The sequence below is a fragment of the Methylopila sp. 73B genome, from assembly GCF_000526315.1.
Taxonomy (GTDB): Bacteria; Pseudomonadota; Alphaproteobacteria; order Rhizobiales; family Methylopilaceae; genus Methylopila.
The window spans coordinates 1,604,779-1,628,656 of the sequence record NZ_JAFV01000001.1 but is presented as its reverse complement, the minus strand read 5'-3'; the positions used below and the strand labels follow the sequence as shown (position 1 = coordinate 1,628,656).

The 23,878-nt window shown below is 69.5% G+C and carries 21 protein-coding genes; 8 read left to right on the top strand and 13 right to left on the bottom strand.

What is annotated here, in order from left to right:
• Positions 1-60: 60 nt before the first annotated feature.
• The 4 genes from ntrB (at position 61) to K244_RS0107705 (ending at position 3,222) form a co-directional block, all read left to right on the top strand.
• Complete coding sequence (gene ntrB, locus K244_RS0107720; protein ID WP_020185680.1) at positions 61-909, top strand: nitrate ABC transporter permease; 849 nt, start codon at positions 61-63, stop codon at positions 907-909.
• A gap of 5 nt (positions 910-914) precedes the next feature.
• Positions 915-1,805, top strand: a complete 891-nt coding sequence (locus tag K244_RS0107715) for an ABC transporter ATP-binding protein (RefSeq protein ID WP_020185679.1) — start codon at positions 915-917, stop codon at positions 1,803-1,805.
• 46 nt (positions 1,806-1,851) lie between these two features.
• Positions 1,852-2,301 carry a cyanase gene (cynS, locus tag K244_RS0107710; protein WP_020185678.1) on the top strand — a complete coding sequence of 150 codons (450 nt, stop codon included), beginning with the start codon at positions 1,852-1,854 and terminating at the stop codon, positions 2,299-2,301.
• Positions 2,302-2,436: 135 nt separating this feature from the next.
• The gene (locus K244_RS0107705) at positions 2,437-3,222 is read left to right on the top strand and encodes a GGDEF domain-containing protein (protein WP_081761447.1); all 786 of its coding nucleotides are present in this window, start codon (positions 2,437-2,439) and stop codon (positions 3,220-3,222) included.
• Positions 3,223-3,281: 59 nt separating this feature from the next.
• Here the strand turns inward: K244_RS0107705 and K244_RS0107700 are convergent, their stop codons facing one another.
• The 7 genes from K244_RS0107700 to K244_RS0107670 form a co-directional block, all read right to left on the bottom strand.
• Positions 3,282-4,871: a gamma-glutamyltransferase family protein gene (locus K244_RS0107700; protein ID WP_020185676.1), complete on the bottom strand. Its 1,590-nt coding sequence runs from the start codon at positions 4,869-4,871 to the stop codon at positions 3,282-3,284.
• A gap of 85 nt (positions 4,872-4,956) precedes the next feature.
• On the bottom strand, positions 4,957-5,952 hold the full coding sequence (locus K244_RS0107695; RefSeq protein WP_020185675.1) for an ABC transporter ATP-binding protein: 996 nt from the start codon (positions 5,950-5,952) through the stop codon (positions 4,957-4,959).
• The gene (locus K244_RS0107690) at positions 5,949-6,959 is read right to left on the bottom strand and encodes an ABC transporter ATP-binding protein (protein ID WP_020185674.1); all 1,011 of its coding nucleotides are present in this window, start codon (positions 6,957-6,959) and stop codon (positions 5,949-5,951) included. Before K244_RS0107690 ends, K244_RS0107695 begins: the two co-directional genes overlap by 4 nt.
• Positions 6,960-6,961: 2 nt before the next feature.
• Positions 6,962-7,849, bottom strand: a complete 888-nt coding sequence (locus K244_RS0107685) for an ABC transporter permease (protein ID WP_020185673.1) — start codon at positions 7,847-7,849, stop codon at positions 6,962-6,964.
• Positions 7,849-8,796 carry an ABC transporter permease gene (locus K244_RS0107680; protein ID WP_020185672.1) on the bottom strand — a complete coding sequence of 316 codons (948 nt, stop codon included), beginning with the start codon at positions 8,794-8,796 and terminating at the stop codon, positions 7,849-7,851. Before K244_RS0107680 ends, K244_RS0107685 begins: the two co-directional genes overlap by 1 nt.
• A gap of 149 nt (positions 8,797-8,945) precedes the next feature.
• Positions 8,946-10,541, bottom strand: a complete 1,596-nt coding sequence (locus K244_RS0107675) for an ABC transporter substrate-binding protein (RefSeq protein ID WP_020185671.1) — start codon at positions 10,539-10,541, stop codon at positions 8,946-8,948.
• A gap of 221 nt (positions 10,542-10,762) precedes the next feature.
• On the bottom strand, positions 10,763-11,986 hold the full coding sequence (locus K244_RS0107670) for an allantoate amidohydrolase (RefSeq protein WP_024816379.1): 1,224 nt from the start codon (positions 11,984-11,986) through the stop codon (positions 10,763-10,765).
• A gap of 43 nt (positions 11,987-12,029) precedes the next feature.
• Between K244_RS0107670 and K244_RS21610 the strand changes: the two genes are divergently transcribed.
• Entirely contained in the window at positions 12,030-12,719 is a 690-nt protein-coding gene (locus K244_RS21610) for an aspartate/glutamate racemase family protein (RefSeq protein ID WP_197027152.1), read from the top strand.
• A 17-nt stretch (positions 12,720-12,736) separates the two neighbouring features.
• Here K244_RS21610 and K244_RS0107660 read toward each other — a convergent pair whose 3' ends face one another.
• From K244_RS0107660 to K244_RS0107640, 5 genes are all read right to left on the bottom strand, one after another.
• Positions 12,737-13,738, bottom strand: coding sequence for an ABC transporter ATP-binding protein (locus K244_RS0107660; protein WP_020185668.1), 1,002 nt, complete (start codon positions 13,736-13,738; stop codon positions 12,737-12,739).
• Positions 13,735-14,784: an oligopeptide/dipeptide ABC transporter ATP-binding protein gene (locus K244_RS0107655; protein ID WP_036306384.1), complete on the bottom strand. Its 1,050-nt coding sequence runs from the start codon at positions 14,782-14,784 to the stop codon at positions 13,735-13,737. Before K244_RS0107655 ends, K244_RS0107660 begins: the two co-directional genes overlap by 4 nt.
• Positions 14,785-14,786: 2 nt before the next feature.
• Positions 14,787-15,677, bottom strand: a complete 891-nt coding sequence (locus K244_RS0107650) for an ABC transporter permease (RefSeq protein WP_020185666.1) — start codon at positions 15,675-15,677, stop codon at positions 14,787-14,789.
• A 4-nt stretch (positions 15,678-15,681) separates the two neighbouring features.
• Positions 15,682-16,635: an ABC transporter permease gene (locus K244_RS0107645; RefSeq protein WP_020185665.1), complete on the bottom strand. Its 954-nt coding sequence runs from the start codon at positions 16,633-16,635 to the stop codon at positions 15,682-15,684.
• 100 nt (positions 16,636-16,735) lie between these two features.
• The gene (locus K244_RS0107640) at positions 16,736-18,346 is read right to left on the bottom strand and encodes an ABC transporter substrate-binding protein (protein WP_245259747.1); all 1,611 of its coding nucleotides are present in this window, start codon (positions 18,344-18,346) and stop codon (positions 16,736-16,738) included.
• A 126-nt stretch (positions 18,347-18,472) separates the two neighbouring features.
• On the opposite strand from K244_RS0107640, the gene K244_RS0107635 reads away from it, so the two are divergent.
• The 3 genes from K244_RS0107635 to htpG all read left to right on the top strand — a co-directional run bounded on the left by K244_RS0107635 (position 18,473) and on the right by htpG (position 22,379).
• Positions 18,473-19,006 (top strand): ureidoglycolate lyase, encoded by a 534-nt coding sequence (locus tag K244_RS0107635; RefSeq protein ID WP_081761445.1) that lies wholly within the window; start codon positions 18,473-18,475, stop codon positions 19,004-19,006.
• A 165-nt stretch (positions 19,007-19,171) separates the two neighbouring features.
• Positions 19,172-20,383, top strand: a complete 1,212-nt coding sequence (locus K244_RS0107625) for a DegT/DnrJ/EryC1/StrS family aminotransferase (protein WP_020185661.1) — start codon at positions 19,172-19,174, stop codon at positions 20,381-20,383.
• A 94-nt stretch (positions 20,384-20,477) separates the two neighbouring features.
• Complete coding sequence (gene htpG / locus K244_RS0107620; protein WP_020185660.1) at positions 20,478-22,379, top strand: molecular chaperone HtpG; 1,902 nt, start codon at positions 20,478-20,480, stop codon at positions 22,377-22,379.
• 72 nt (positions 22,380-22,451) lie between these two features.
• Here the strand turns inward: htpG and K244_RS0107615 are convergent, their stop codons facing one another.
• Positions 22,452-23,537 (bottom strand): polysaccharide pyruvyl transferase family protein, encoded by a 1,086-nt coding sequence (locus K244_RS0107615; RefSeq protein ID WP_020185659.1) that lies wholly within the window; start codon positions 23,535-23,537, stop codon positions 22,452-22,454.
• Positions 23,538-23,878: the final 341 nt, after the last annotated feature.

Sequence of the window (23,878 nt, the reverse complement as noted above, 5' to 3'; positions counted from 1 at the left end):
TCCGGTGACGATCCCGGCTCTCCGCTTCGCTTCGGCCGGGATGACGACACGGGGCTCGCGATGACCTCGTCGCTCACCCTGCGCGCGGGGCTGCTGTCGCTGCTGATCTTCGCGGCGTTCATAGGGGCCTGGCAGTGGGCGACGCTGCCCGGCGCGGGCCCGGGCGGCGGCGCCGTCGACCCGGAGTACGCGGCGCTCGTCTCGGGGGCTGCGGCGCAAGGGGCGAAGAGCGCGTTCCCGACCCCCGCGGACGTCGCCGCGACGCTCTGGGGGCACCTGAAGGACCCGTTCTACGTCCGCGGCGCCAACGATCAGGGCGTCGGGATCCAGCTCGCCTATTCGCTCGGCCGGGTTCTGATCGGCTATCTGCTCGCGGCCGCCGTCGCGATCCCGCTGGGCTTCCTGATCGGCATGTCGCCGCTGACCTACCGCGCGCTCGACCCGTTCATCCAGATCCTGAAGCCGATCTCGCCTTTGGCCTGGATGCCGCTCGCGCTCTACACGATCAAGGACAGCGGGATCTCCGCGATCTTCGTGATCTTCATCTGCTCGCTCTGGCCAATGCTGATCAACACCGCCTTCGGCGTCGCGAGCGTCCGCAAGGAGTGGCTGAACGTCGCCGCCACGCTCGAGGTGGGCGCCTTCCGAAAGGCGTTCCTCGTGATCCTGCCGGCCGCGGCCCCCACCATCATGACGGGCATGCGGATCTCGATCGGTATCGCCTGGCTCGTCATCGTGGCGGCCGAGATGCTCGTGGGCGGCACCGGCATCGGCTACTTCGTCTGGAACGAGTGGAACAACCTCTCGATCGGCAACATCATCACCGCGATCCTGCTGATCGGCCTCGTCGGCATGGCGCTCGACCTCGCGCTCGCCCGCGCCGCGCGCCTCGTGGCCTACCGGGAGTGAGCGGGATGACGGACAAGCCCCTCATCTCCATCGAAGCGCTGGCCCGCCGCTATCCCAAGCGCGGCGGCGGCGAGACCACGGTGTTCGAGGACCTGTGGCTGCCGATCCAGAAGGGCGAGTTCGTCTGCCTGATCGGCCATTCCGGCTGCGGCAAGACCACCATCCTCAACGTGCTCGCGGGTCTCGACCAGCCCTCCTCGGGCTCCGTCATCGTCGACGGCCGCGAGATCTCCGGTCCCAGCCTCGACCGCGCAGTGATCTTCCAGGGTCATTCGCTGCTGCCCTGGATGACGGTGTTGGGCAACATCGCCTTCGCGGTGTCGTCCCGACGCCCGGAGTGGTCGCGCGAGACGATCCGGGCGCACTGCCAGCGCTACGTCGACCTCGTCCACCTCTCGGGCTCGGAGCACAAGAAGCCCTCGGAGCTGTCCGGCGGCATGAAGCAGCGCGTGGGCATCGCCCGGGCGCTCGCGATCGAGCCCAAGATGCTGCTGATGGACGAGCCGTTCTCGGCGCTGGACGCGCTGACCCGCGGCTCGCTGCAGGAGGAGGCGCGTCGCATCTGCCGCGAGACCGGGCAGACCGTGTTCATGATCACCCACGACATCGACGAGGCCATGCTGTTGGCCGACCGGATCGTGCTCATGACCAACGGGCCGCAGGCGAAGATCGCCGAGATTGTCGAGAACCCGCTGCCGCGCGACCGGCTGGCGGCCTCGATGCACCGGCACGCCGACTACTACCCGCTGCGGAACCACCTGCTGGAGTTTTTGGTGACCCGCTCGAAGAGCTTCGCGAGCGAGATCGAGGGCCGACCCTACGATCCACGCAAGCCGACTGTGGTGCGTCCGCGCGCCGCGGCCGAAGACCCGCTGCCGGCTGCCGCCTCCGTCTGAGGCGGCAGCGCTCGACCCCAACGCCATCCCTGAAGGAGGAAGCGCCATGACCCGCGCCGAAGTGACCGAACTTGTGCTGTCCGCCAAGCGGATGAAGGGCCTGACCTGGAAGCAGATCCACGAGAAGGTGTCGATCTCGACCTCGCAGATCGTGATCACCGCCGCAATGCTCGGGCAGATGCGGCTGGAGCCGAACGAGGCCGCCAAGGCCGCCGAACTGCTCGATTTGCCCAAGGAGGCCGAGATCCTGCTGACCGAGATCCCGTATCGCGGATCGTTGCCCGAAGTGCCGCCGACGGATCCGGTGATCTACCGGTTCTATGAGCTCATCCAGGTCTATGGCACGACGTGGAAGGAGCTGATCCACGAGGAGTTCGGCGACGGCATCATGTCGGCGATCGACTTCGACATGACGCTGGAGCGCCAGCCCGACCAGAAGGGCGACCGCGTCAAGATCGGCATGTCCGGCAAGTTCCTGAGCTACAAGCGGTATTGATCGGTTGGGGGAGCGGCGTCGCGCACGGGCCTCATGCCGCGGCGTCGCGGGCGCTCCGCCGCTCCACAACCGTGACCTAACGCGCTAAGGGATCGCTGACCGCCGGGGCGCCGTCGGGATGGGGCGGGGGATACCATGGCAGCGATGCGGCGGGTGCTGTTGCGGTCGACCGGCGTCGCCATCCTCTCGGTCGCGCTCTCGCTCGGCCTCGCGGTGACCCTCGTTCCGGCCCTCGGCGGCGTCGTCGACGGCAACGCCTGGCTGATGTGCGTTCTGTGCCCCCTCCTGATCGCCTGGCCCGCCAGCGCGTGGCAGTTCTGGCAGCATGAGCAACTGCGCGCCGCGCGCGCCGCGCTCGTGGCGGCGCATGAGGAGCTTCAGCGGGCGCATGACGCGCTGGCCGAGACCGCGCGCCGCGACGGCCTTACCGGTTTGCTCAACCGCGAGAGCCTGCTGGCCGTCGTGGAGCAGGCGCGCTCGTCGCCTGAGGCGGCGTGGCTGCTCGTCGCGGACCTCGACCACTTCAAGGCGATCAACGACCGCTACGGCCATGCGGCCGGCGACGACGTGCTGACGCAGGTGGCGTCCCGGTTGTCGTCTGGACTTGGCGAGGGCGACGCAGTTGGTCGGCTCGGCGGCGAAGAGTTTGCAGTGGTCCTGGCGTCCGCGGACGAAGACCATGCGGCGGACGCGGCGGAGCGTCTGCGCGCGGCGGTCGCCCAGACGCCGATCCTGGTCGAGGGCGACGTCAGATTGAACGTCACGATCAGCGTCGGCGGCGCGGCGATCGATCCGGCGCTGCCGGTCCGCGACGCCTACACCTCCGCCGACGCGCGGCTCTACGAGGCGAAGAGGGCGGGGCGCAACCGCGTCGTTCTGGCCGCCGCCGAGAAGGTCGACGCGCTCGCGGCGTCGTCCTGAACGCGCTCCCGACGTCACGCCGGACTGCGCCAGCGTAACGTCGAAGATCACGATCGCCTTCAAAACCCGAGCGCGCAGCCGTCCTTGCGGGGGTCGGAACCGGCCAGCAACAGGCCGTTGGCGCGGTCGATCCATATCGCCTGGGCGCCGCCGATCGGCGAATCCGCCACCTGGATGCGATGGCCGAGGGCGCCGAGACGTTCCAGCACGATCGGATCGATCGTCGGCTCCACCTCGAGCAGGCCGTCGAAGGCGAAGGAGCGAGGCGCGTCGATCGCCTCCTGCACGCCCAGCCCGCGGTCGAGCAAGCCCGACAGCAACGCCGCCTGACCCGCCGCCTGATAGTGCCCGCCCATGACGCCGAAGGGCGCGACGGTCTGGCCGTCCTTGCGCAGCATGCCGGGGATGATGGTGTGCATCGGGCGCTTGCGCGGGCCGATCGCGTTGGGGTGGCCCTCGATCAGGCGGAACGACGCCCCGCGGTTGTGCAGCAGGATGCCGGTTTCGGGGTCAAGCCGGGTCGAGCCGAACGAGTTGAAGATCGAGTTTATGAAGGAGATTGCGTTGCCGTCGCGGTCGACCACCGAGAGGTAGACGGTGTCCTTGTGCTCGGGCTCGGTCCAGAGCGTCGCCGGGCGCGCCGTCTCGCGCGAGACGCGCTTGCGCAGGGCCGCGGTTGTCTCGTCCGAGAGCAGCGTCTCGGTCGGATGGGGGAGGTGGTCGTGGTCCGCGATCAGATGGTCGCGGTGGTGATAGGCGAGCTTCGTCGCCTCGGCGTGCAGATGGATGCGCTCCGCCATCGGCACGTCCGGGCCGAGATCGAAGCCGCCGAGCACGTTCAGGATCATCAACGCGGCCACGCCCTGGCCGTTCGGCGGGCACTCGTAGACGTCGTAGCCGCGGTAGTTCGAATGGATCGGGGTGACGTAGTCCGCCACCGTCATGCCCGCGGCGAAATCGTCCATCGTGTGCAGGCCGCCGAGGGCGTTGAGCCGCTTCACCAGGCTCTCGGCCACCGCGCCGGTGTAGAACGCGGCCGCGCCGTCCTTGGCGATCTCGCGCAGGCGCGCGCCGATCTTCGGCTGCGCGTGGCGCTCGCCGGCGCGGGGCGCGCGGCCGCCGTCCACCAGCATCACTTCGGCCGCGCCTTCGTCGAGCGCGAGCAGCGGAACCGCGCGGGCCCAGTCGAACGCCACGCGCTGCGTCACGGGGTAGCCGTTCTCGGCGTAGGCGATCGCGTCCCGGAACAGGCGGTCCAGCGGCAGCGAGCCGTAGTCGCCGTGCAGTTTCATCCACGCCGAGATCGCGCCGGGAACGGTGACGGCGAGGGCGCTGGTCGGCGGGATGTCGGAGAGCCCGAGCGCCTTCAGCGCCTCGACGGTGGCGGCCGCCGGCGCCCGTCCGCTGCCGTTGAGCGCGATCACCTCGCCGCCGGCCGGCGCGTAGAGCACGAAGCAGTCGCCCGCGATGCCCGTCATGTGCGGCTCGACCACGCACTGCACCGAGACGGCCGCAAGCGCCGCGTCCACGGCGTTGCCGCCCTCGCGCAGCACGGCGAGGCCGGCCGCGGTCGACAGCGGGTGGGACGTCGCGATCGCGGCGTTCGGGGCGAGCAGCGTGCTGCGGCCGGGGCGGAACAGGTCTCTCATTTCGAAGTCCTTGAGCGTCGGTCAGTGTGGCGGCGGCGCGGCGCGCGCTTCGGGACGCGACCTTACAGGCCGGCCGCCCTGTCTATCAGGCCAATGCGGGTTCGCCGATCAGCGGGTGGAGGCAGGCGAATTCGCGGTTCGGCGCGCCGGCCACAAGCTCCGGGTCGCGGGCCCGGCAATCGTCGCGCGCCTCGGGGCAGCGGCCGGCGAAACGGCACCCGGGCGGCAGGTCGATCGGGCTCGGGATCTCGCCGCCGAGCGGCTCCGCGATCGGCTCGAAGAACTTCGGGGCGGCGTTAAGCAGGGCGCGGGTGTAGGGGTGCGCCGGGGCCGAGAGCACGTCCTTGGTCAGGCCGGTCTCGACGATGCGACCGAGGTACATCACTGCGATCCGCTCGCAGAGATAGGCCGCGACGCCGAGGTCGTGGGTGATGAACAGCAGGCTCACCCCCATTTCGCGCTGCAGGTCGCGCAGCAGCTTGAGGAGCTGAGCTTGGGTCGAGACGTCGAGGCCGGATACGGCTTCGTCCGCGACCAGGACGGCGGGCGCGGAGGCGAGCGCCCGGGCGATCGCGACGCGGCGCACCTGCCCGCCGGACAGCGCGGAGGTGTAGCGCTCCATCATCTCCGGCGGCAGGCCCACGCGCGACAGCAGCGCCGCCACCCGCTCCCGCCGTTCCGAGGCCGCGCACAGACCATGGTGGTCGAGCGGCTCGGCAACGAGGTCAAGGATGCTCATCCGCGGGTTCAGCGAGCCGCGGGCGTCCTGGTAGATCATCGCGACTTCGCGGCAGAAGCGGTCGCGGTCGTCGCCCTGGAGCAGGGTGATGTCCTTCTCCCGGTACAGCGCGCGCCCGTCCGTGGGCGAGGTGAGGCCAAGCAGCACCCGCAGCAGCGTGGTCTTGCCCGAACCGCTTTCGCCGACGATCGCGACGCTCTCGCCGGCCTTCAGCGACAGCCGCACGCCGTCGAGCGCGGCCAGCCGCCGCCGCGGGCCGGAGGCGAACAGGCCGCCCTTGCGGCCGACATCGTAGGCCTTTTCTACGTCGAGCAGGCGAAACAGTTCGGGCGGCGTGCTCATGCGGCGGGGTTCCAGCAGGCGAGCTTGCGGCCGCGCACGGTTTCGAGCGGCGGCTTCTCGTCGACGCATTTCGCCAGGGCGTTGCCGCAACGGGGCGCGAAGCGGCAGCCGGGCGTCCTCGAGGCGAACGACGGCGCCCCGCTCGGGAGCGGCGTCAGCTCCTCGGTGTCGAGCTCCAGCACGCAGGCCTTGAGGCCGAGCGTGTAGGGGTGGAGCGGCTCGGCCAGCAGCACGTCGCTCGGGCCCGCCTCCATCACCTGCCCGCCATAGAGCACCACGATCTCGTCGCAGGCCTGGCTGGCCAGCGCGAGGTCGTGCAGCACGAAAATGCAGCTCGCGCCGCGCTTCTGGGTCTCGTCGAGGATCAGCCGGACGATCTGCGCCTGGATGGTGACGTCGAGCGCGCTGGTCGGCTCGTCCGCGAGCAGCAGCTCCGGGTTGGTGGCGAGCGCGATGGCGATCATCACGCGCTGCTGCATGCCGCCGGAAAGCTGATGCGGGTAGGCGTCGAGGCGCGAGGCCGCGTCGTTCAGGCCGACGCTTTCCAGCAGCTCGATCGCCCGTGAGCGCGCGTCCTTCGTTGCCATGCCGAGCAGCCGGCGCAGCGGCGACATCAGCTGGCTGCCGACTGTGAAGCACGGGTTCAGCGCCGAAGAGGCGTCCTGGAAGATCATCGAGACCCGGCGGCCCCGCAGCTTCAGCCAGTCCTTCTCGGTCGCGTCGACCAGATTGGCGGAGCCATCGAGGGCCATGCGACCCTCAAGACCGACCTGAGGCTTCTGCAGCAAGCCTATGAGAGCCAATGCGATTGTGGATTTTCCGGCGCCGGACTCGCCGACGAGGCCAAGCGTGGCGCCGCGCTTCAGCGTGAACGACACCTCGTCGAGGATCAGCTTCTCGCCGCGGCTGAGCGAGAGGCGCTCGACGGTCAGAAGCGGCGCGGAAGCGGGCGCCTCACGCGGCGTTTCCGGTGGCGTGGAGGAGGTGCGGGCGAGAGCGAGCGCCATGGTCACCCCTCCTTCCTGAGCTTGGGATCGAACTGCTCGCGCACGCCGTCGCCGACGACGCTGAGCGCGATCAGCAGCACGGCGAGCGCCGCGCCCGGCACGCCGGCGATCCACGGCGCGAAGCTGACGAAGCTGCGCCCCTCCGCGATCATCAGGCCCCAGTCCGGCGTCGGCGGGGTCACGCCGATGCCGATGAAGGAGAGGCCGGAGGAGACGAGGATCGCGTAGCTCACGCGGATCGTCGCCTGCACCGCGAGCGGGAAGATCACGTTCGGGATGATGTGCCGCCAGACGATGGCGAGCGTGCCGACGCCCATGAGACGCGCGGCCTCTACGAAAGGCTGCGCCTTCACCTGCAGCACGTCGCCGCGCACGGTGCGCGAGAACGGCCCGATCAGCGCCACGCCGACCGCGAGCACCACCTTGTCGACGCCCTGGCCGAGGATCGAGATGAAGGCGATCGCCATGATCAGCGACGGCAGCGCCAGCAGCGAATCCACGAGGCGCATCAGCGCCCATTCCACGCGACCGCCGATCAAGCCGGCGGCGAGGCCGATCAGGAGGCCGCCGCCGGCGCCGATCGCGACCGCGCCGAGGCCGATCAGTAGCGCGTACCGCGCGCCGTAGATGGTGCGGGACAGCAAATCCTGACCGAAGCTGTCGGTGCCGAGCAGATGCGGGCCCCAAGCCGGCGGGGCCATGAAGCTCATCATGTCCTGCTCGGTCGGGGCGAAGGGCGCGACGAAGGGCGCGAAGGCCGCCGCGAAGACGTAGGCCCCGACGACGACGGCCGCGATCACGAACCAGACGTGGGTGCGCACATAGTCCCAGGCCATGGCGCCGCGGGAGGGCGCCGGGCGGGGCGGCGACGAGAGAACGACGTCCGCCATTAGCGTGGCCTCAGACGCGGATCGAGGAAGGGATAGGCGAGGTCGACCAGCAGGTTGGTCAGCACGAACAGGCAGGCGGTCATCATCACCCCGGCCTGCACCACGCCGTACTCGCGGTTCAGCACCGCGCTCGTCATCATCTGGCCGACGCCGGGCAGCGAAAACACGGTTTCGGTCAGCACCGCGCCCTGGAGCAACGCGCCGAGCTGAAGGCCGAGGATGGTGACGAGCGGCAGCATGACGTTGCGCAGGCCATGCACCCACACGACGCGCCAGCGCGGCTCGCCGCGGGCGCGTGCGGCGGCGACGTAGGGCTGCTCGAGCTGCTCGATCAGGTTCGCGCGGGTGAGGCGCACGATCATGGCGAGGAAGTAGGTGGAGAGCGTGATCGCAGGCAACGTCATGTGCACGATCCCGCCCCACAGGTCGTCCCATGGCGCGACGAAGCCGAGAGTCGGGAACCAGCCGAGCTGCACGCCGAACAGCCAGATCAGCAGGATGCCGAGGTAGAAGCTCGGGAACGAGGTGCCGGTCAGCGTAAGCGTCGCGACGGCCGCGTCCCAGCTGGTGTCCTTGCGAGTGGCGGACAGCACGCCGAGCGGCACGCCGATGACGATCGCGAGCCCGAGCGCGGAGGCGGCGAGCGTCAGCGTCACCGGCAGCGCCTCGAGGAAGGCGTAGCGGAAGATCGGCGCCTTGCTGACGAAGGAGGTCCCCCAGTCGCCGCTGAGGAAGCCCGCGAGCCAGCGGACGTACTGCTCGGCGATCGGCCGGTCGAGGCCGAGCTGCTTCACCAGCGAGGCGTGGGCCTCGGCGGAGTATTCGGAGCCCAGCATCAGCTGCACCGGGTCGCCCGGCGCGAACTTCAGCAGCGCGAAGCTCGCGATCGAGACGATCAGCAGAACCATCAGGGTCTGCAGGATTTTCTTGGAGACGAACCAGGCCATCAGGCGAAGCGGCCCTCATGCGGCGACGAGCCGATCGCGATGTCCGGCGGGACCGGACAGGCGGGCGGGAGGCGTCGGTGAAGTCATTGGGCGCCCGGACCCTTGGGTCCGGGCGCGTCGAGACGCCTGTCGCGAGACGGGCGTCGTTGTTACGACACCGTCACGGTGTGCAGGTTCAGGCTGTCGACCGGGATGTACTTGAAGCCCTGGACCTTCTTGGCGAAGATCTTGAACACCGGCATGTGCGAGGTGATCGCGATCGGCGCCTCGTCCATGATGATGTCGCTGGCCTCGGTGTAGAGCGCCTTGCGGGTCGGGATGTCGAGGCTGACCTGCGCCTGCTCCACGCATTCGTCGAAGCGCTTGTTCGACCAGCCGGGGTAGTTCCAGGCGGCGCCGGTGTGGAACTCCGGGAACAGCGTCTCGTCCGGGTCGAGGTCGGCCCACCAGTTGAAGTCCAGCATCTCGAAGTCGCCGGAGTTGCGGCGGCTGACCCAGGCGGCGCGCTCGACGAGCTCCAGCTTCGGCTTGATCCCGATCTCGGCCAGCATCGGCAGCACGGTCTGCGCGAGGCGCGAGCCGTAGGTGCCTTCCTCCGTCACCATGAACTTCGGCTCGATCACGTCCTGCACCTTGGCCTTGGCGCGGAACTCCTTGGCCTTGGCGAGGTCGAAGCGCTGGCCCCGGCCGGTCTTCGCCACGTTCGGATCGTAGAAGTCGGTCATCGGGGGCGAGATCGGCGTGTAGGCCGGGATGCCCTGGCCGAAGAACGCCTGCTTGATGATCTGCTCGCGGTTCAGCGCGAAGGCGACCGCGCGGCGCAGGTTGATGTCGTCGAACGGCGCCTTGCGGCAGTTCATGGCGATATAGACGTAGTTGCCCTCGATCTCGCCGAAGACCTGCAGGTTCGGGTTCGCCTTGAGCTGCGGGATGAACTGCACCGGGCTGTCGCTCATGCCGTCGACCTGGCCGGACATGACGGCGGCGATCGCGGAGGAGGCCTCCTTCATGATCAGGATGGTGATTTTGTCGAGCTTGGGCAGGCCGGCCTCGAAGTAGTCAGGGTTCTTCTCGAGGACGATCGAGTCGTTCTCCTTCCAGGAGACGAACTTGAACGGGCCGGTGCCGACCGGGTTGCGGCCGAAGCTCGCGCCGAACTTCTGCACGGCCGCCGGCGAGACGATCGTGCCCGCGCGGCCGGTCGAGCCGGTCAACGCCACGGGCAGGAACGCGTAGGGCTGTTTGAAGGTCAGCTTGACGGTGAGCGGATCGACGACCTCGACCTTTTCGAGCGACTTGAATTTCCAGCCGTGCGGCGACTTGGGCTCGCCCTTCCACACCCGCTCGACGTTCCACTTCACGGCTTCCGCGTCGCAAGGGGTGCCGTCGTGGAACTTGACGTTCGGGCGCAGCTTGAAGGTGTGGATCACGCCGTCCGTGATGTCCCAGGTCTCGGCGAGGTCGGGGACGAAGGCGACCTTCTGCCCGTCGTAGGTGACCTTGAGCAAGCCGTTGTAGATGTTGTTGTGGACCTTCACGGCGCCGAGGAAGCCGGTGAAATGCGGGTCGAGCGTGTCGATGTGATCGACCCAGGCGAGCTTGATTTCGTTGCCGGCCGCCTGGGCGGGCCGGCTGAGGCCGCCGGCCGCCATCACCACGCCGCCGGCCGCGAGGCCCTTCATGAGATCGCGGCGGTTGAGGCCTCCGAGAAAACGTTCGGCCAGGATCGCCTTGTGGTCCGTCATGAGAGAAACGTCTCCGCTGTCCTGCGCGGCCCTGGAGGCGGGCGCTAAAAATGCGGGGTAAGCCCCGCGTTTCAGGATCGGAGGAGCAAGCGGTATGCCAAACGGCAGACGCCCTAAACCGAGGCGTTCGCTGCAGGGCTCGTTGACGAAGTGCCTACGACTTTTGGGCAATCCGGCGCATTGTTGAGCAGTTCGAGGTCACGTAGCCGTGAGGCGCGGCTTCAAAGCGGGGACGTTTCGAAGCTCTTGAGCACGTGCAGTAGCGCGCGCGCCCCGGCGTCCACGTCGCGGGGCTCGGCGTGTTCGTCCGGATGATGGCTGAGGCCGGCGCGGCAGCGGACGAAGATCATGCCGATTGGGGCGATCCGGCTCATCACCATGGCGTCGTGGCCGGCGCCGCTCGCGAGCCGCAGCGGCTCGTAGCGCTGGGCCTCGATTGCGGCGTCGATGCGGTCCTGCAGGGCCCGGTCGCAAAGCGCCGCCGGCTCCTCGTGGATGCGTTCGATCGAAACCCCGAGGCCGCGCGTCGAGGCGATCGCGACGATCGACTCCTCGATGCGCTTCAGCGTCGAGAAGCGCTGGTTGTCCTGCGGCGCGCGGACGTCGACGGTAAAGGCCACGTGGCCGGGGATGACGTTCGCGCCGCCGGGCTCGACCATCAGCCGGCCGACGGTCGCCACCAGCCCTCGGGTCGCGGTCGCGGCCTGCTCGACGGCGAGGACTGCCGCCGCCGCGCCCACGAGCGCGTCGGCGCGCTGGTTCATGGGCACGGTGCCGGCGTGGCCCGCGGCGCCGGTGAGCGTCACGGCAAGCCGCGTCGCGCCGCAGATGGCGCTGACGCAGCCGATCGGCAGCTTGCAGTTCTCCAGCACCGGGCCTTGTTCGATGTGGACCTCGAGATAGGCCGCGATCTCGGACGGATCGCGCCTCGCCTCGCCGATCCGCTCCGGGTCGAGCCCGTAGGCCCGGATCGCGTCGGCCATGGCGACGCCGTTCCCGTCGCGCAGCTTCAGCAAGGCCGGATCGAAGGCCCCCGCGAGCGCCTTGCTTCCCAGCATTGTGGCGCCGAACCGCGCGCCCTCCTCGTCGGAAAAGCCGACGACCTCGATCGCATGGGGCAGGCGCAGGCCCTCGCGCGCCAGCGCGGCGACGCACTCGATGCCCGTCACCACGCCGAGGATGCCGTCCCAGCGTCCGGCGTTGCGCACCGTGTCGAGGTGCGAGGCCACGAGGATCGCCGGGGCTCCGGGCGTCGCGCCTTCGTAGCGGCCGACGACGTTGCCGATCGCGTCGACGCGGGCGTCCATGCCCGCCTCCGTCATCCAGCCGAGAACCAGTTCGCTCGCGCGCTTCTGCTCGGGGCTCATGAAGACGCGCGTGATCGCGCCCTTCTCGGCGGAAATCGCCGCGAGGGCGTCCACCCGCTCGCAGATGCGGGCGCCCATGGGGGCCAAGGCGCCGGGGGAGGTCGAAGTCGTGCTAGGAGGCGTGAGCATCTCAGGATCGAAGGCAGACGTCGTGGCGGGCGAAACGCGCATCTTACTGATCAATCCCAACACTGCAGAATCCGTTACGGCCCTGCTTGCGGCCGAAGCGCGCCGCGCGGCGGGGCCCAGGGCGGAGATCGTCGCCGTGACGGCGGCCTTCGGCGCGCCGGGCATCCAGACGGTGGAGGAGGCGAAGGCCGCCGTCCGCGCCGTCGTCGACGCCCTGCGCGCGAACGCCGGATGCGACGCGGCTATCACGGCCGCGTTCCTCGATCCAGGATTTGAAGAGGCGACGGCGCTCGGGATCATGCCCGTGGTGGGCTTCGGCCGCGCCGGCCTGCGCGCCGCAGGCGCCGGCGGGCGACGTTTCGCGCTGGTCACCGCCGGCGCGGCGATGGAGGACGCGGTGCGCGCGCGCATCGACGACCTCGGCTTGTCGCGGCAGCTCGTGGGCCTTCGTCTCGTTCGCGCCGGGGTGCGGGATCTGATTTCCGACCGCGCGGCTCATCGCGCGGAGGTTCTGGCGGCCGTGCGCGCCTGCGTGGAGCAGGACGGCGCCGAGGCGGTGCTGCTGGGCGGCGCGCCTTTCGCGGGTTTTGCGGAGGAGATCGCGGCGGAGGCCGGCGCGCTGGTGCTCGACGGCGTGGCGGCTGCGGTCGAGGCGGCCCTGGACGCGCGGCGCGGGAGCTGAACGCCGCGCCGCCCGGGTCATGCGACCACGGCTTCGTAAGCCTCGGCCGTCGTCCGGGTGCGGATGCAGCGCGCGAAGTGGGCGGCGCCGACCGAGACCGCTTCGGGCTGGACCTCCGCGCAATCGTCGATGGCGTGCCCGCAGCGCGGGCGGAAGGAACAGCCCGGCGGCAGGTCGGCGAGGTCCGGCGGCGCGCCGGGGATCGCGGCCAACCGGGCCCCGGGGGTCGGCGCATGGCTCGCGCGCGAGAGCAGGAGCCCTTGCGTGTAAGGGTGGCGCGGCTCGCGGATCACGTCCCGCGCCGGGCCCATCTCGACGATGCGGCCGGCGTACATCACCGCGATCCGGTCCGCGACCTCGACCGCGACGCCGATGTCGTGGGTCACAAACACCACCGCAAGGCCAAGCTCCCGCTGCAGCTCGCGGAGCAGCAGCAGCACCTGGATTTGCACTGTGGCGTCGAGGGCCGTCGTCGGCTCGTCGGCGAGCAGCACCTTCGGACGGCAGGCGAGGGCGAGCGCGATCATCGCGCGCTGCCGCATGCCGCCGGACATCTCGTGGGGGTAGTTGTCGAGCCGCTTGTCGGGCGAGGGGATGCGCACCCGTTCGAACAACGCGAGCGCCCGCGCCCGCGCCTCGGCCTTCGAGAGTGTCTCATGGCGGCGGACGGCTTCCATGATCTGGTCGCCGATGCGGTAGACCGGATCGAAGGCGAGCCCGGGATCCTGGAAGATCATGGAGACGATCGGCCCACGCAGGCCCGCGAGCTCCCGCGACGACAGCTTGAGCACGTCGCGGCCGTCCACCTCCACCTTGCCGCCGATCCTGGCGGAGGAGGGGTGGAGCCGCATCAGCGAGCGTAGCGTCACGCTCTTGCCCGAGCCGGATTCGCCCAGCAACGCGACGGTCTCGCCGCGCTTCAGGTGCAGGTCGACGCCGTCGACCGCGCGGATCGGGCCTTTCGGCCCTTTGAAGTCGACGGTCAGCCCGGCGACGTCGACCATCAGGGCGTCGCTCATGCCGCAAGCCTCGGGTGGCCGGAGGAGGGGTCGACGAGCCAGCACGCCGCGCGGTGATCGCCCTCGCCGGCCGCAAGCAGGGTCGGCTCCTGGTGCGCGCAGAGCGCCGCGCTCTTGGCGCAGCGGGGATTGAAGCGGCAGCCGGGCGGCGGGTTGATGGGGTTCGGCGGGTCGCCCGCCAGAGGCGCCACCTCGGTGCGGGCGTCCGGATCCATCGACGGCATCGAGGCCAGCAGCGCGCCGGTGTAGGGGTGGCGCGGGGTCTCGAACAGCGCTTCGGACGGGCCGAACTCGGCGACCTTGCCGAGGTACATCACCATCACGCGGTTCGACATGAAGCGCACGACGTTGAGGTCGTGGCTGATGAACATGTAGGTCAGGCCGAACTCGTCCTTGAGGTCGAGCAGCAGGTTCAGCACCTGCGCCTCCACCGACTTGTCGAGCGCCGACACCGCCTCGTCGAGGATCAGCAGCCGCGGGTCGAGCGCCAGCGCGCGGGCGATGTTCACGCGCTGGCGCTGGCCGCCGGAAAGCTCGTGGGGGTAGCGCCCGGCGAAGCGTGCGGGCTCGAGGCCGACGCGGTGGAGCAGGTCGTGGGCCCGGGTCGCCGCCGCGCGCCGTGTCGCGCCGTGCACGCGCGGCCCGAAGGCGATGGTGTCCTCGACCGTGAGCCGCGGGTTGAGCGAGGCGTAGCTGTCCTGGAACACCATCTGCACCTGACGGCGGAAGGCGTTCAGCTCCAGCGCCCGGGAGCCGACCGCCTCGCCGTCGAACAGGATCTCGCCGGCGTCCGGCCGGATGATCTGCATGACGAGGCGCGCCGTGGTGGACTTGCCGCAGCCGCTCTCGCCGACGATGCCGAGCGTCTCGCCCTTGGCGACGTCGAAGTCGACGCCGTCGACGGCGCGCACCACCGGGCCGGCTTTGGTGAGGAAGCCCTTCTTCTGGCCGAAGTGCTTGATGAGGCCTTTGACCGACAGCAGGGGCTGGCCGGGCCCGCCGCGGTCGCGGGTCGGGCCGCCGGGGGGCGGGGCGGGTTCGCCGATGATCACTGGCGGACCTCCATGGCCGAGCGCAGGCCGTCCGAGAACAGGTTGAACGAGATCGAGGTCAGGAAGATCATCGCCCCGGGGAGCGCGGCCACCAGCGGCTGGTTGTAGATCGCGGTGCGGAGCGTGTTTAGCATCAGGCCCCATTCCGGCTCCGGCGGGCGCACGCCGAGGCCGAGGAACGAGAGGCCGGAGGCCAGGATCATCGACACGCTGATGAGGCTGGTCGCGTAGACGAAGATCGGCCCGAGAACGTTGCCGAGCACATGCACGCGGACGATCGTGAAGCCGCTGGCGCCGGAGATGCGGGCGGCCTCCACATAGTCGCGGGTGCGGATCTGCGTCGTCACGCTCTCCGCCACGCGGGCGATCTGCGGCACGAACACCACGGTGAGCGAGACGATCGAGTTCAGGATGCCGGCGCCCAGCGCCCCCGACAGCGCGATCGCCAGCAGCACGGAGGGGAAGGCGAAGAACACGTCGATGGTGCGCATCGTCACCGTGTTGATCCAGCCGCCGAGGTAGCCGGCGACGATGCCGATCGCCGAGCCGATACCGAAGGCGAGGATAACGGGCGTGATGCCGAGGAACAGAGACAGCCGGCCTCCCCAGAGCAGGCGGCTCAGCATGTCGCGGCCGAGCTCGTCGGAGCCGAGCAGGTAGCCGGGCGTGCCGACCGGCCTCAGGCGGCGGATCATCGAGCCCTTGAACGGGTCCGCGGGGGCGATCCAGGGCGCGAACACGGCGGCGAACACGATCAGCAGGATGACGCCGAGCGCGACCATCGCCACCGGGTCGCGCCGCAGGCGCTGGAGCACGCTGCCCCAGTAGCCTCGGCTCGGCTTCGTGGGGGCTGGTTCGAGGGCGACGCTGTCGGCGATGGCGGCCATGGCGTCAGGCCCTCTGGATGCGCGGATCGAGCGCCGTCTGGGCGACGTCCACGATCAGGTTGAGGCTCACGAAGAACATCGCCAGCACGAGGATCGTGCCCTGCAGCAGCGGCAGGTCGCGCTGGAAGATCGCGGCGTTGAGCAAAAAGCCCGCGCCGGGCCAGGCGAACACGGTCTCGATCAGGATCGAGCCGCCGAGCAGGTAGCCGAGCTGGAGGCCCATGACGGCGAGCGCGGTCGGGGCGGCGTTGGTGACGACGTGCTTGAACACGCCCCATTCGCCGAGGCCCTTCGCCCGCAAAGCCTGGACGAACTCCTGGCCGAGGATGTCGGCCACGAGCGCCCGCACGGTGCGCGCGATGATGCCCATGGGGATCACCGACATCGTGATCGCGGGCAGGATGATGTAGCGCAGGTGCTCGAGGTCCGGCCGCCAGTCCGCGGAGCCGCCTGGCCCGGCGCCGGTCGGCGGCAGCCAGTTGAGCTGGGCGGAGAAGATGATGACCATCACCATCCCGAGCCAGTAGTGCGGCACCGAGACGCCCAGCACCGAGATTGCGGAGGCGAGCCTGTCGAGCGGGCTGTTGCGGAAGTAGCCGGCGACGAAGCCGAAGAACGAGCCGAGCGCGAAGCCGATCAGCGTGGCGGCGCAGGCGAGGATCAGCGAGTTCTTCACCGCCCGCGCAACCTCGTCGAGAACGGGCCTTCCGGTCGCGATCGACTTGCCAAGATCGCCGGTCACGACCTTGCCGAACCAGAGCCCGAACTGCACCGGCAGGGGCCTGTCGAAGCCGTAGATCACGCGCATCTCCGCCTGCTGCTCGGCGGTCGCGTCCACCGGCATGATGGCGGTGAGCGGATCGCCGGGCGCGAGATGCACCAGCATGAAGCAGACCACGCTGACGCCGAGCGCGACCGGCGCGACGTAGAGAATCCGCTTCAGGATGTAGAGAAGCATCGGACAGACCCCCGATTGTCCGCTCGCCGTCCCTCATGAAGGGCGAGGCCTTCGCCTCTCCCCGGCGGGAAGAGGCGAAGCAGCGCCTGCGTCCGAGGCGTTACGGCTCCATCGTGATCGTGCCGAAGTCCTGGAACCAGTTCTGCGCCTGCACGAAGCCCTTCACCTTGGTGCTCATGGCGCGCGGGGCGACGTCGTGGGTCACGAACAGGAACAGCGCGTCGTTCACGAACTTCTCGTGCACCTTCTTCAGGATCTCGGTCTGGGCGACCGGGTCGAAGGTGGTCCGCACCTGATCGAACAGCTTGTCGGTCTCGGGGTCGCAGTAGTAGCCCCAGTTCACGCCGGAGGGCGCGGACAGGTTGCACTGCGTCTGCCGGATGAAGCCGCTGAACGGATCCTGGATGAAGTAGGAGTAGTTGATCGCGGTCGCGCCGCGGGACGAGGGATCCTTCGCGCCGGCGCGCCAGATGTTGATCATCTGGTTCCACTCGACGACCTCGTAGTCGACCTGGATGCCGACCTCGGCGAGGCTTTGCTGGATGAACTCGTTCATCGGCAGCGGCAGCATCTGGCCGGAGCCCGAGGGCGAGATCAGGATCCGGGTCTTGATCGGCTTGTCCGGCCCGTAGCCGGCCTCGGCCAGAAGCTTCTTCGCGGCCTCAGGATCGTAGGTCACCTTGAAGGTCGGCTGGCCGAACCACTGGTGCCCGGGCGGCAGCCAGCCCTGCGCCGGGATCATCATGCCCGACAGCAGCTCCTTCATGCCCTCGCGATCGATCGCGAGGTTCGCGGCCTTGCGCACGCGGATGTCGTTCCACGGCGAGCCTTCGACGCGCGAGAGGTGCCAGGTCCAGTTGTGGGGATAGGCGTTGGTGACGATCTGGAAGCCCGCGCCCTTCAGCGACTCGACCGCGTCGGGCGCCGGCGCCTCGATCCAGTCGACCTGGCCCGCGCGGAGCGCGGCCACGCGGGCGTTGGGCTCAGGCAGCGGCATCAGCACGAGCTTGTCGAGCTTGGGCACGCGGGTCTTGTCCCAATACTCCTTGTTCGGAGCCATCTCGGCGCGCTCGCGCGGGGCGAAGGCGGTGAGCTTCCACGGGCCGGTGCCGGACGGCGTCTTGGCGAAGGCCTCCCAGCTCTTGCCGAGCTTCTCCCACTGCGCGGGCGAGGACATCATGATCCAGGCGAGCTGGTAGGGCAGGGTGGCGTCCGGCGCCTTGGTGACGATCTCCAGCGTCATCGGGTCGACGACGCGGTAGGAGGCGACCGCGGGAATGCGCGACTTGCCCTGCGCGGACTGGCGCTGGTCGTACTGCGGCGCGTCGGTCTTCATCAGCTTGTCGAGGTTCCACACCACCGACTCCGCCGTGAAGTCCGATCCGTCGTGGAATTTCACGCCCGGCCGGATCTTGAACAGCCACTTGGTCTTGGTCTCGTCGCCGGGGGCGATGCCCCACTCGGTCGCAAGGCCGGGAATGACGACGGAGGGCTTGTCCGCGCTCGTCAGGTCCCAGTTGATGAGCGCGTCATAGACCGTGTAGCCCATGAAGCGCATGCCTTCACCGCCGTTGTCCGTCTGGCCGGTCGTCAGCGGAATGTCGGAGGCGGTCATGCCGATCCGGAGCGTGCCTTGCGCCGAGGCCGCGCCGTGCGCGCCGAGGATCAGGGACGCCGCAAGGGCTGCGCGCGTCAGGGTCGTTCGAAACATCATGCTCTCCCCGCGGTCCGGCGCCATCGCGCCGTTGAGTGCGGCGCAGCAAACGTCGTGCCATCCGCTAGAGCCGTGGTTTCGCGCGGGCCGGCGTCATGCGACGAAAGTCGAAGGAGGTAGTGAATGGCTAATAAATGGGCGGGCGCCGCTCCAGGAGGCGTGCTCGACGCCCGTCCGTTTACGCAGGAGGCCTTCGCCGCGTTCGGGGACGTAGTCGCCCCAGGAGATCAGAGCCGGCGGGTCAACGACGGCCGCGCGCTGCGCTACGACGGCGTGGCGCGATTGGAGCACGACGCCTGCGCCGCGGACCCCGTCCTGGCGCTCTATGCGGTGTCGGCGTCGCCCAAGCCGTTCGCGATCGACCTGCTGGAGCGCCACCCGCTCGCGTCGCAGACCTTCGTCCCCATCCGGCTCGCGGAGCCCTACCTCGTCGTCGTGGCGCCGTCGGGGGCCGACGGCGAGCCGTCGGTCGACCGCGCCGAAGCTTTCGCGGCGCCGCCGGACGTCGGCGTGCACTACGCGCCGGGCGTCTGGCACATGCCGATGGCGGCGTTCGGCGCTGACGCCTTGTTCGCCATGTGGATGTGGGAGGCGGGGGACGGCCGCGACACGGAGGAGCGCCGCCTTCCCGTCGCTCTTCGGGTGCGGGGGTGGTGACGCGCGCGCCGGTCGCTTGCGTCGATCCGGTGGACTACGTAGGTTCCGCGCGCTCATGCGCCTGAGGTCTTGATGTTCGCTCCCCCGTCCCCGCGGCGCTCCCGTTTCGCGGCCTTCACCGACGCCATCCGGCGCTCAGGCGTCGGCGCGCCGACGCGCGCCTGAATGTCCGTTTTTCCGACATTGCGGAAGGAAGCGGCGCCGAGCGCCGGCCTGCCTCTCGTCGCAAGCGACCTGCTCGGCTGGGGCGACCTGGCGGCGGCGGCGGCGCGCCACATCGGCGTCCAGCGGCTGCAGCTGGAAAGCTCGGCGGCCGCGGCGTTCATCGTCGCGCTGAAGACCCTGCATCGGTTGAGCGGCCGTCGGGCCGTGGTCGTTCCGGCCTACACCTCGCCGCAGATCGCGATCGCCGTGGCCCAGTGCGGGCTGGAGCTGCGCATCTGCGATCTGGCGGCCGACAGCCTCGACCTCGACCTGACGCAGCTCGCGAGCCTCTGCGATTCCGACACGCTCGCGGTGGTGCCGACCCATCTCGCCGGCCGCGTCACCGCGGTCGCACCGACGATCGCGGTCGCCCGCTCTGTTGGGGCCTTCGTCATCGAGGACGCCTCGCACGCCTTCGGCGCGGTCTCCGCCGCAGGTGCCGTGGGCGCGATCGGCGATCTCGGCTTCTTCAGCCTGGGGGTCGGCGACGGACTGTCGATCTTCGACGGCGGCCTGCTCTGGGCCCACGACGACGCCCTCCGCAAGGAGCTGGCGCTGACCTCGGCGCAAACCATCGCGCCGGACGCCGAGGCCGAACGGCGCGCGGCGCTGCAATTGCTGTTCTACTGGGCGCTCTACAACCCGCGCGGGCTCGGGCGGGTCTACGGGTCTCCGCGACGCCGCGCGCTCGCGGCCGGCGACGTCGCTTCCGCGGTGGGCGACGTCTTTCCTCTTCGCATCCCCATGCACCGCGTGGGCCGCTGGCGGAGCGGCGTCGGCGCGCGCGCGATCTCGCGGCTGGCGACGTTCCAGGCGGACGCCGCCGAGCGCGCGCGGGTGCGCCTCAGCGCGCTCGCCGCGATCCCCGGCGCGACGGTGTTCTACGACCGGCCGCAGGAGGCCGGCGTCTGGCCGTTCTTCCTGGTGCTTGCGCCCCACGCCTCGGCCTGCGAGACGGCGCTCGCCCGTCTGTGGCCGAGCGGGTTCGGGGTGAGCCGTCTCTACCGCTTCGCGCTGCCGGACTACGACTACCTCAAGACGATCGTTCCGCCGGCGAACGCGCCCAATGCGCAGGCGCTGGCCGCGCGCGCACTGACGGTGACCAACAGCGACATGCTGGACGACGCCGGCTTCGCGCGGGTCGTCGCGGTGCTGAAGCGCAGCTTCGCCTGAACTCGCCAATCGCCCTGCGCCGGGGCTCTTGATCTTCGCCGGCTCGCCAGCCATCTCACGCGCCGAAACGCGCTGGACGAACCGGAGACCGCCCATGACCGTCGACGCCCCCGCCTCGCAGCCGACGAGCCCCCAGAGCCGCCCCTTCGAGGCGGACGTCGCCAAGCTGCTGCACCTGATGGTGCACTCGGTCTACTCAGACAAGGACGTCTTTCTCCGCGAGCTGGTCTCGAACGCCGCCGACGCCTGCGAGAAGCTCCGCTTCGAGGCGATCTCCCGGCCCGAACTGCTCGCCGACGATCCGAAACCGCGGATCACCCTGACGGCGGACGGCGCCAACCGCCGCTTGTCGATCGAGGATAACGGCGTCGGCATGAGCGGCGAGGAGATGATCGAGGCGCTCGGCACCATCGCGCGCTCCGGCACCAAGGCCTTTATCGAGCGGGTGGAGGCGGCGCAGGGCAAGGAGGGCGCGCACCTCATCGGGCAGTTCGGCGTCGGGTTCTATTCGGCCTTCATGGTCGCGGAGCGGGTCGAGGTCGTGTCGCGCCGGGCCGGAGCGGACGAGGCGTCGGTCTGGTCGTCGGACGGGCAGGGCGCGTTCACGATCGCGGCCGCCGATCTCGAGGAGGCACCCGCCCGCGGCACGCGCGTGACGCTTCACCTGCTTGAGGACGCGGCCTCCTACGCCGAGGCCTGGACGCTGGAGCGCGCGGTCAAGGCGCAGTCGGGCCACGTGCCGGCGCCCGTCTATCTGGTCGAAAGCCCCGGCGCGGAGCCCCGCGCGCTCTCCGACGGCGCCGCGCTCTGGCTGAAGCCCAAAGCCGAGATCTCGAAGGACGACTACGCCGAGTTCTACCGCGGCCTCGGCGCCTTCGACGAGCCGGCCGTGACCACCCATTTCCGCGCCGAGGGCCGCCACGAATACGTCGCGCTCGCCTTTACCCCCTCGGCCCCGCCCTACGACCTGTTCGACGCCGAGCGCGCGGGCCGGATGAAGCTCTACGTCAAGCGCGTCTTCATCACCGACGACGCGGAGTTGCTGCCTCGCTACCTGCGCTTCGTGCGCGGCCTTGTCGATTCCTCCGACCTGCCGCTGAACGTCTCGCGCGAGATGATCCAGGAAAGCCCGGTCCTCGCCGCGATCCGCAAGGGCGTGACCAACCGCGTGCTCAGCGATCTGGAGAAGCTGGCGGACAACGACGCCGAAAGCTTCGCGAAGATCTGGGAGGCCTTCGGCGCGGTCGTGAAGGAAGGGATCTACGAGGATTTCGAGCGCCGCGACCAGCTGCTGGGGCTCGCCCGCTTCCGCACCACGGCCTCGGGCGAGGGCTTCCGGACGCTGAAGCAGTATCTCGCCGACCTCAAGGACAACCAGACCGCGATCTACTACCTCGCCGGCGCCGAGCCGGAGCGGCTGAAGGCGTCGCCGCATCTCGAAGGCTTCCGCGCGAGAGGCGTCGAGGTGCTGCTGCTGTCGGACGCGATCGACAGCTTCTGGACCTCTTCCGTCCAAGGTTTCGAGGGCAAGCCGTTCAAGTCGGTGACGCAGGGCGCGGCCGACCTGTCGCTGATCGCGAAGCCAGAGGCCGCCGAGGACGCCTCCGTCGCGGAGACGACGCCCGCCGTGACCGCCTTCATCAATTTCGCGAAGGCGACGCTCGGCGAGAAGGTGTCGGACGTGCGCGCGTCCGAGCGGCTGACCGAGAGCCCCGTCTGTCTGGTCGCGCCGGACCATGGGCCCGATCGCCAGCTCGAGAAGATCCTTGCCGGCGCCGGGCGGGCCGGCTCCGCCGCCAAGCCCGTGCTCGAGATCAACCCGTCGCACGCGCTCGTCGCGGCTCTGGCGGCGCGCGCGGACGTCGACGCGGCGTTCAAGGAGGACGCCGTCGGCCTGCTGTTCGACGAAGCCCGGATCCTCGACGGAGAGCGGCCGGACGACGCCGCGGGCTTCTCGGCGCGGCTGGCGCGCGTGCTGCAGAAGGCGCTGTCCTGAATGCAAGAAGGGCGCGGCCATGGCCGCGCCCTTCTTTTTCCGGGTCCGTACGGGCGATCTCGGGGCGAAGGCCTAGCGCGCCGCGGCCGCCATTTTCTTTCGCCACAGGGTGCGCAGCAAGTCGCGCGCCGGGCTCGGCTGGCCATGGCGCAGCGGGACGGCTTTGATCGCGGGATGGTCAAAGATGGTCTTGCCCGGCTCGGCGGAGATCGGAGCGTAGGGCAGGGGGAAGGCCTCGAGCAGCGGGTCGAGGTCGAAGTCGATCGGCTCCCAGGCCGTGTCGATCGCGGCCATCAGCTTCGCCCAGTCGGTCTTCTGGCGCCGCGCCTGATGGTAGATCGGAATGCTCTTTCGCCCGACGCCCAGGTACAGGTCGGTGATCCGAAGATCGTAGCCGTCGTCAGGGTCCATCGGACGCGTCTGGAGACCCTTCCCTTCCGCCCCGCGCGGTGCGAAGTAGAGGCAGGGAATGCCGTAGCTCTCGGCGAAGACAAGGCCGTGGAGGCTGGTCGACACCAAGCGCCGGCAGGACAGGATTTCGTCGAGCCGGTCCTTCATCGCCGTGAGCGAGACGTCCGTCACGGTGTTGATGATCTTGATCCGACCCTTGAATTCGTCGGAAATCTCGTAACGCAGCATCTCGGGTTTCGGCTGCGCCGTGAGGCTGCGGTCGACCAGATCCGAGAGGTGTACGATCACGCCGAGGTCGTACTTCTTTTCGATCTTGGGAGCGTAGAACCGCGGGAGCGCCCACACCGGATCGCCGAAGGCCGCCGGTCCGACCGCGTTTTCCTCCTTGAGGATCGCCCGCGTCACCGGCCCGCGGGTGGCATAGACCTTGTAGGCCGTGTCGGCGTTCGGAACGAACGGGATCTTATCGCCGTGGTGCAGCGGATTGCGGTTCGCGGAGGTGCCCGTTCCCCAGACCGAGACCGAACCCTTCTCGAAGCTGTGGGCGATGGTCCCGACGGCCGCGAGCCGCGGCAGGTCGGAGCGGTGGGCCTCGTGGAAGACCGGGAGACCCGACAGCATCGCAACCATGAGGGGACTCAATGCGTCGCCAAGGTTGAGATAGGTCTGGTCCTGAGTCGCCGCCACCCAGCTCACGGGCGCTGCGCCGATGGACGCCGCGACTTCGGCGATCTCAGTCGAATGCAAAAAGGAACTCCTCGTCTCGTCAGCGGGCGCCGGGGGCGAGGTCGCCCGACCCGCAACTGACATGCGCTCTGCATGGCCCAATTCGCGCCCGGGCTCAACACCTTGATGCCGCGCAGCAATAGATCGCAGCCATGAACACCGCTGCGCCGGCTTCTTTGGCCACAAAGTCGCCTGATTCCGAAAACTGTTGCCGCCTCTCAACACCTGACCAGAAAGACTTGTGGACGACCGGGCCTTTGCTGGCACGGTTCGTAAGGCCTCATTTACGCTCAATTAAAGGGTTCAAGACCGTTATCGGGGCAATGATTGACGGGGGAGCTTGCGGCCTTGGCGTATCGGAC